The following is a 7,134-nucleotide window of genomic DNA, read 5'->3' on the forward strand; positions in this document are numbered from 1 at the left end:
TTTTATTAAGCTCTTTCATTTAAAAACACTACTTCTCCTGTTTCAAGTGATTGATGGACAGCCTCCGCAATCTTCGTTGCCATTAACCCATCGACAACATCGCAGCAAAAATCTTTGTCCTCAATGATATTGCGAATAAACTCTTTCATAGGCTCGAGACCAAAACCGGAAACTTCATCTTCGCCAAAGTTCATGAAAATATAATTTGGCAGACTAGCCTTTTCGCCATAGGTCTTAACCCCACGATAGGATTCATTTTTCAAGTAATGTTTATCCGTCAACATCACTAGCTGACCATCATTTGACTTGGGAAATGAATCAGGTAGTATCCACGAATTTTCAACGACCCAATTGCTTCCGTCAGTCATTTTCAAAATTGCCTGAGCTGAATCATACGTATCTATTCCCTTATCTGCAAGAATTATCTTATTGCCTACTGCATAAACAGATAGAACTTCACTATTTGTCATATATCTAATTAGGTCATAGCAATGAACACCTAAAAACCAAACCGGCGAAGATTTATCTGACCAAGAGAACCAGTTGAGGGGAACAGAGATTACATCATCTAAGGAAATGTAGCCACGAATGATTTGATCACTTTTAATAAGAGCCTTCATATTATTATAAGCTGGATCCCAGCGTTTGTGGAAATCTACCATGATTTTCGTATCATGTTTTACAGCTAGCCGAACGATTTCTTCTGCCTCCTCGACTGTTGTTGCCAAAGGCTTTTCAACAAATATGTTCTTAACCCCTGCTTCGATTGCTTCTTTTAAAGGAGCAAAGTGATAGGGATCCGACGTTGCGATACTGATGGCATCGATGCTTTCTTTTTCTAGCATTTCTTTCATATTTGTATAACCCATAATACCATAGGACTCTTCAATTACTTTTAAGCGTTCTTCGTTCAAATCACAAACGATTACTTTGCCTATATTCGGATCTTTCATGTAGGTCCGAATGTGGTAAGTTCCGTAGATTCCAGCGCCAATTACACCAATAGTTAACATTTTATACCCCATCTCTTTTTTTATACTTTTTCTGCCCCATTAGTTTCTTCTGTACTTCTTTTATTTTCAATCATCTTTCCACCAAATATTACTACTAGAATGACTGCCACCAACAGAATTGGCCCAACAGTCGGGATCTGCGCAATCATTGTTGGGAACCAGATACCAAAATTACCCAGTGCCATGGTCGTCGCTTGCTGTCCTTCCTGTACGAAGCTCAAGCCGGCATTATCTGCCAATTGCGTAAACAATGGTGCCGCCCAACTGGATATCCATAGAACTATTGGGATAAAGATTACACTTGATACAATCGTCCTTAAACGATTTGCCCGGTGTATAATCGTGGCAAAGCAAACATAGAACGCTGCGAAAGGCACCTCACCCAGTGGAAGTGTCGTATTTCCCGGTAAAATCGCTGCAAATATCATGAATACCGGAATCATTAACATACCAACGCTGATAGTAACGGGGTGTCCGATAGTAACAGCAGAATCTAAGCCAATATATAGCTCACGATCCTTGAATTTAGTAGCAAAGAATTTTTTTGCCTGATTTGAAATTGGAATCAAGCCATTCACGATTAGTTTGACCATATTAGGAAATAGCACCATGATACCAGCAGTTTTCATCGTCACCTCAAGAATACCAGGAACATCATACTGCGCTATGAGCCCAAAAACTGCTCCTAAAATTAATCCTAAGAATAGCGGATCACCAAAAATCATCCCGATGACCTTCGCCATCCCTTTTTCATTTTTAACTTCATTTTCATCTTTGTGATCAAACAATGGAATAAAATCGTAAATTTTGTCTAATACCATGAACAAAGGTGCACTCATCGCAGCAAAACCATGAGGAATCGAGATAGCTTCGATACCAATAATTTTTTGAGTTTTTTTCGCTGTGATATCAGCAATTTTCAACCCTAGTACTGCATGAGTCACGCCAGCCAAGATCGCAACGACGAAGCTACCTGTTAACAGATTGACAAATCCAGCCGTAATAGCAAAGTACCAAAAGTTATAGATGTCCACATTAACCGTATTAGTTAATTTGAAAAAAACCATCGCAACATTGAGAATCAGGATTACCACGATAAGTATTGCACCTAAGGAAGAACCAAAACCAACCGCTGCAGCAGGACCGCCGCCTACGTCGATTGCAGTCAAATTCAAATTCAAACGTTCCACCATGATTTGAATGACCGGAGACAAAGATTCTGCTGTAAGGGTACTAACGATGGAAACACCAATAAGTCCAATACCCACTGTAACACCAGCCTTCAATGCTTTTAAAAAACTCAGCCCAAAAATCAACCCTATAATAAACATCAAGATTGGAACAAAAACATAGCTGCCAAGATCAACAATATATTGAATGATATCTACTAACATAATTTCCCTCCTTATTTATTTTAAGATTCCTACAATTTGTTCAATGATTGCTTCTTCATTGATTCCTGTTAAAAAGGCACTCCCATGAACCACTGGTGTTGTGTAGTCTGAATTGATTTTCATCGTCGTGATGAAAATGTCTGCTTTGCCATCGTATCCTTCCAGTTCGTTTAGTGTCGTTTGAATGATATTCGCCCGAATATTGTTCTCGCTCAAGACATCCTCAATCCTGTCCCTTACCATTGAAGATGTTGCTAACCCAGCGCCACAAGCAATAACGACTGTTTTATCCATTACTTTACCTCCTTTTTTATAAAAAACTATTTAATAGCTGTGCAATCTCTTCTTTGCTTTCTTTTTCTTTCAACAGAAGAATAAATTCTTCCTTGCTTAACATTTTCATGATTGTCTGCAGCATTTTTAGCTGCTTATCCGACTCGGAAATAGCTAGTAACATGATTATTTCAACATCAATTTCTGCATTGCAATCTTCCATGGAATGAAAGCTGACTGGCTTCTCAAGTATCCCTACAGCTACTCCGTTGCCAAAAACTTTAGAACTTCTAGCATGGGGAATAGCAATAGCACCACTTTTAACTACTATACCGGTTGGGAATACTTCCTCTCTCGAAAGCACATCCTTTTTGTAATCTCCCCCTACCAACCCGTTTTCTTCCAATAATTCAGCTAAAAGATTAATTGCCTCTTTTTGGTCTGCTACGAGCAGATTAGAATAAATCAGATCCGGTAAAAATTCAAAATCATCCATTTGCTTCCTCCTTCCTCGAACGATTACTAAAATCCATGTATTATTTTTTCTATTTCTTCCTTTTTTTCTGTCGATAATATGCTAACAACATTCTGGTGAACTTTTAGCTTTTCAACTAAGTACTTGAGTAATTTCAAATGGGCATTCGAATCCTCCGTAGTCATCCCTATAATCAGTTTGACTGGTAAGTTATCTTCAACAGCCGTGAATGCTTTATTCAATTTTACAATTACTAATGCATTTGAATATTCTTTACCCGGCCTTCCGTGAAATAAGATAACATTAGGCAGTAAATAGTATGGGCCAAACTGTTCTAGGCTCTCATCGATTTCATCTATATATTTGCTACGCCCCTTTTCATTTTTTATTAGTTGGTCAGCTACGTAACTGGTCAATTCCTTCCAGCTATACACTTCCTCTAAAATCTGTACGGTCAGACTGTGAGCAAAAATGGCCGCTCCCCTCCTTTGTTGACTCAACACTTCTTGTCTGTACTTACAATATATTGAAAACGGTGACAAAAAGGAAGTCCAAGATGGTGCACAAAGAGTGTGCACCATCTTGGACTTCTCTGAAACTAAAATATTCTCTTAGTCAATTCATAGCATTCTATCACATTTTTTGTTTGAATGATACTATCAACAGCAGCGGAATCTTTTGCAAATTTCAAAATATCATTTAGGTAATTAAGATGCTCATACTCATTGGGCGATGCTACAACAAATAGAATTTTAATTTCATTTTCCTCATCAAAATAGATTCCTTTCGGACATACCAACATGGAGATTCCTAATCGATTCACTCCGTTCTCTGGCTTTGCATGTGCCAACGCAACGTTTTCCCCCAATAAAACATACGGTCCGTATACATCAACTAAGCGTATCATCTCGTCAACATATTCTTGATCAATAGTTTTTGACTCTTTTAATGGACTGGCAGCCATCATTATTCCCGTGCGCCAGTCTAATGAATCAGGTACAATTTGAATATTCTGTTGGCCGATTAGTTCTGCTAGAGAGTATCGATATTCATGTTCTACCTTGATAATCGGATTCGAATGGTTGACAAAATCGATGATTTCTTTCGTAATGGCAGGCATTTCCCGTGGCTCAACATACCTGCCAATAATATCAAATAACCCATTAATTTGTTTATCATCCGCCTGAAATCTACTTTGACTCAAAAAAAGAACGGTTGCGATTTTTTCTTTGTCTTCTTTTGTCAGAATAGGATTTACTTTTATGAAAGGAAATGGTGTTTCCAACTCAACTGTCGAGATAATGAAATCAAACTCTTGCTCTTTATCCACTATGTCACTAACGGCGGAAGTCCCAATAACCTCTATCTGCGGTGCTAGCTTGGCAACTTCCACCTGTAATAAATTTGAAGTTGATTGACCACTGGGACATACAATCATAACTTTTTTCCGAAAGCTCTTTTCAGAGGGTTCCCGTAAGTGACTACCCAAATGTAACGTAATATTAGCAATCTCACTTTCAAAGATGGGGACGAGAAAATCATCCTTTAATGACTCACAGACAATTTTTGTTGCAGAATAAATGCTGGCATAATTTGTCTTAATCTCTTCTAGTAGAGGATTTACTGCTTGTATGGATAACTTATGATAATGTAGAGAAAGACTCAAATGTAAATAAATCTCATTAACTAATGTGTCCTTGTCAAAGAGTGTGTTATTCGTTACGACTTCAAATTTCTCAATGATCCTTTCCGCTAATTTTAACAGCTCAACATTTTTTTCCCCATCGATTTCGAACTCAGCCGCTGAGCGCGTTCCCAACAAATGAACAGTCAGATAAAATCTATCATGGATCGAAAATTCAGTGAAATACTTATCCACTTTCGCTAACTCAATAGTATCTTGAATGAAATACAATTCTTTTATGCTAAACTCATAGCGTTCATTACCACGCCTAATCACTGACAGCAAAGCTGCTAATGCCAACAGCGATTCTTCATTATAGCTATTATCAAGTTCATCTGAAATGATTTTCAACTTATTGAAATTTTCATTTACATCATTAAATTTTAAAAATGTCAGTAAGTGGATATTAGTAAATTTCAAAAGTCGTTCAATAAAAAATAGAAATACTTCTCTTTTATTAATCAACTTTCCTTCAATCCGATAACCCATTTTAGGAGAATAAACAATCGCGAGTTGGTAATTCTCCAGTTCTTTTTTAGTTTGCTTGATATCCGAGATAATCGTATTCCTTGATACCCGACACATCTTCTCAATCGACTCGATTGAAATCCTCTTTTCCGGAAACATTAAATAGCATGCAATTAAATTTACTCGCTGCTCGGGACAAAGGACTAAATCTGTTTGATTAGATTTGAGTTTGTCTTTTAAAAATTCCTTTTCCTCAGGACTTAAAAGCAATTTTTTTTGCTTCCCAATCGAAAAATCAGAGAGTCCTATTTCTTGAAAATATTCGTTAACTACTTTTAAATTGTTGTAAACAGATCGTTTAGAAAGCTGGGTACTCGCTTGAATATCGCCTACCTTCAAAGGTTTATCGTTATCCAGCAATGTCGAAATAATTTTTGCTTGACTATCATTTAATACAAATTTCCCCATTTCAAAGGCTCCTTTCATTTTTATTTTCGATAGAAAACAGTTATCAATTACCCTAGATAAATTATAAACCTAAATTGCAATATTAAGTTAGCCACTTAGATAAAAACATCTAAATATCAATGTTATCCTATAAAAAAACCTTACTCACATGTTTTTATTTTTTGAACTTCTTCTATAAATAGCGTTACTGGCTGTTTATAGTTTAAAATTTTACGAGGCAAATGATTGATGCTTTCTTTGGCTGATTGAATAAATTGCCTTGAGTATTGCTAGATGGGAGTTCCTTTTGGAACAAATTGTCTAAGTAATCCATTATGCCGTTCGTTTGTCCCTCTTTCCCAAGATAAATAAGGATGGGCAAAATAAATATCTGATAGATGCTTTAAAGTATCATCCAAAGAACTAAATTCACTGCCATTATCAGCAGTAATAGATTTAAATACTTGGGTGAATAAAGTTTGCCCAAATTTCTTCACTAACTGTTTTAATGCATGACAAACAGACTCTTCTGTATGATCATCTAGAACAATGGTTATCATGTACCTTGTTTTTCTTTCGACAAGAGTGAGTAAGGCATTGTCATCTTTTGATTTCGAGCCAATGACGCTGTCAATTTCCCAGTGACCAAAGGTTTTTCTAGTGTTGATTAAACTAGGACGTTGATCAATTGATTTTCCAAGCTCTTTCTTGTGTTGACGATTTCTTTCCCACGGTCTTTTAGATCTTGAAGGCTCTCTTTCCAAACAAAAGCAGACTCTGTCGGAGCAATCGTAAACCCTAGCACTTCTTTGGTCCCATCTAATCTGATGCCAATCACAATGTAAACTGCCTCTTTAGACACAGTTTGTCGCTTTAAGGAAATGTGAGTCGCATCCATAAAAATGACGGAGTAACGTGAGTCTAGTTTCCTATCTTTGAACGCGGAGACATCTTCATAAATAATTTTACTCATATTATAAATAGTTTGCGGCGTGTAGTGATGGCCGTACATTTTTTCAATTAAATCAGCGATTTCAGACATGGTAATGCCTTTTTGGAATAGCTGAATAATCGTTGTTTCTAAAGAATCATTGGTTCTTTTATACGCAGGTAATGTCTGTTGAGAAAACTCGCCTTTTCTATCTCTTGGAACGACTAAATTTAATTCTCCATATTCTGTTTTGAACGAGCGTGAATAGTTCCCATTACGGGAATTACCAGAGTTAAAGCCAGAACGATTATACTTTTCATAATTTCATTTGTCAAATTAAGTTAGAATAAATTGCGTCTTGTACATAACTCAAAAAGACTTCAATAGGTGTACGATATTTCAATGATTTTCTGGGAATATGATTTCTGTGACTACTCACAGAGGAAATA

The 7,134-nt window shown here is 36.7% G+C and carries 6 protein-coding genes and 3 pseudogenes; all 9 read right to left on the minus strand.

Annotated features, from left to right (window positions below):
• Positions 1-5 precede the first annotated feature (5 nt).
• Positions 6-1,013 carry a Gfo/Idh/MocA family protein gene (locus tag CBF29_RS10575; RefSeq protein ID WP_126809697.1) on the minus strand — a complete coding sequence of 336 codons (1,008 nt, stop codon included), beginning with the start codon at positions 1,011-1,013 and terminating at the stop codon, positions 6-8.
• A gap of 20 nt (positions 1,014-1,033) precedes the next feature.
• Complete coding sequence (locus CBF29_RS10580) at positions 1,034-2,407, minus strand: PTS galactitol transporter subunit IIC (protein ID WP_126809698.1); 1,374 nt, start codon at positions 2,405-2,407, stop codon at positions 1,034-1,036.
• Between the two features lie 15 nt (positions 2,408-2,422).
• Positions 2,423-2,701: a PTS sugar transporter subunit IIB gene (locus CBF29_RS10585; RefSeq protein ID WP_126809699.1), complete on the minus strand. Its 279-nt coding sequence runs from the start codon at positions 2,699-2,701 to the stop codon at positions 2,423-2,425.
• 16 nt (positions 2,702-2,717) lie between these two features.
• Entirely contained in the window at positions 2,718-3,176 is a 459-nt protein-coding gene (locus tag CBF29_RS10590) for a PTS sugar transporter subunit IIA (RefSeq protein ID WP_126809700.1), read from the minus strand.
• Between the two features lie 26 nt (positions 3,177-3,202).
• Positions 3,203-3,736 (minus strand): PTS sugar transporter subunit IIA, encoded by a 534-nt coding sequence (locus tag CBF29_RS10595; protein WP_126809701.1) that lies wholly within the window; start codon positions 3,734-3,736, stop codon positions 3,203-3,205.
• Between the two features lie 17 nt (positions 3,737-3,753).
• Positions 3,754-5,775, minus strand: coding sequence for a BglG family transcription antiterminator (locus tag CBF29_RS10600; protein WP_126809702.1), 2,022 nt, complete (start codon positions 5,773-5,775; stop codon positions 3,754-3,756).
• A gap of 140 nt (positions 5,776-5,915) precedes the next feature.
• Positions 5,916-6,482, minus strand: a pseudogene (locus tag CBF29_RS10605) (IS30 family transposase); the annotation flags it as partial.
• Positions 6,470-7,009: pseudogene (locus CBF29_RS10610) on the minus strand (IS256 family transposase); the annotation flags it as partial. The pseudogenes CBF29_RS10610 and CBF29_RS10605, both read right to left, overlap by 13 nt.
• A 7-nt stretch (positions 7,010-7,016) precedes the next feature.
• Positions 7,017-7,134, minus strand: a pseudogene (locus CBF29_RS14305) (IS30 family transposase); the annotation flags it as partial.

It is taken from the genome of Vagococcus elongatus, assembly GCF_003987645.1.
In the GTDB taxonomy this organism is placed as follows: domain Bacteria; phylum Bacillota; class Bacilli; order Lactobacillales; family Vagococcaceae; genus Vagococcus_A; species Vagococcus_A elongatus.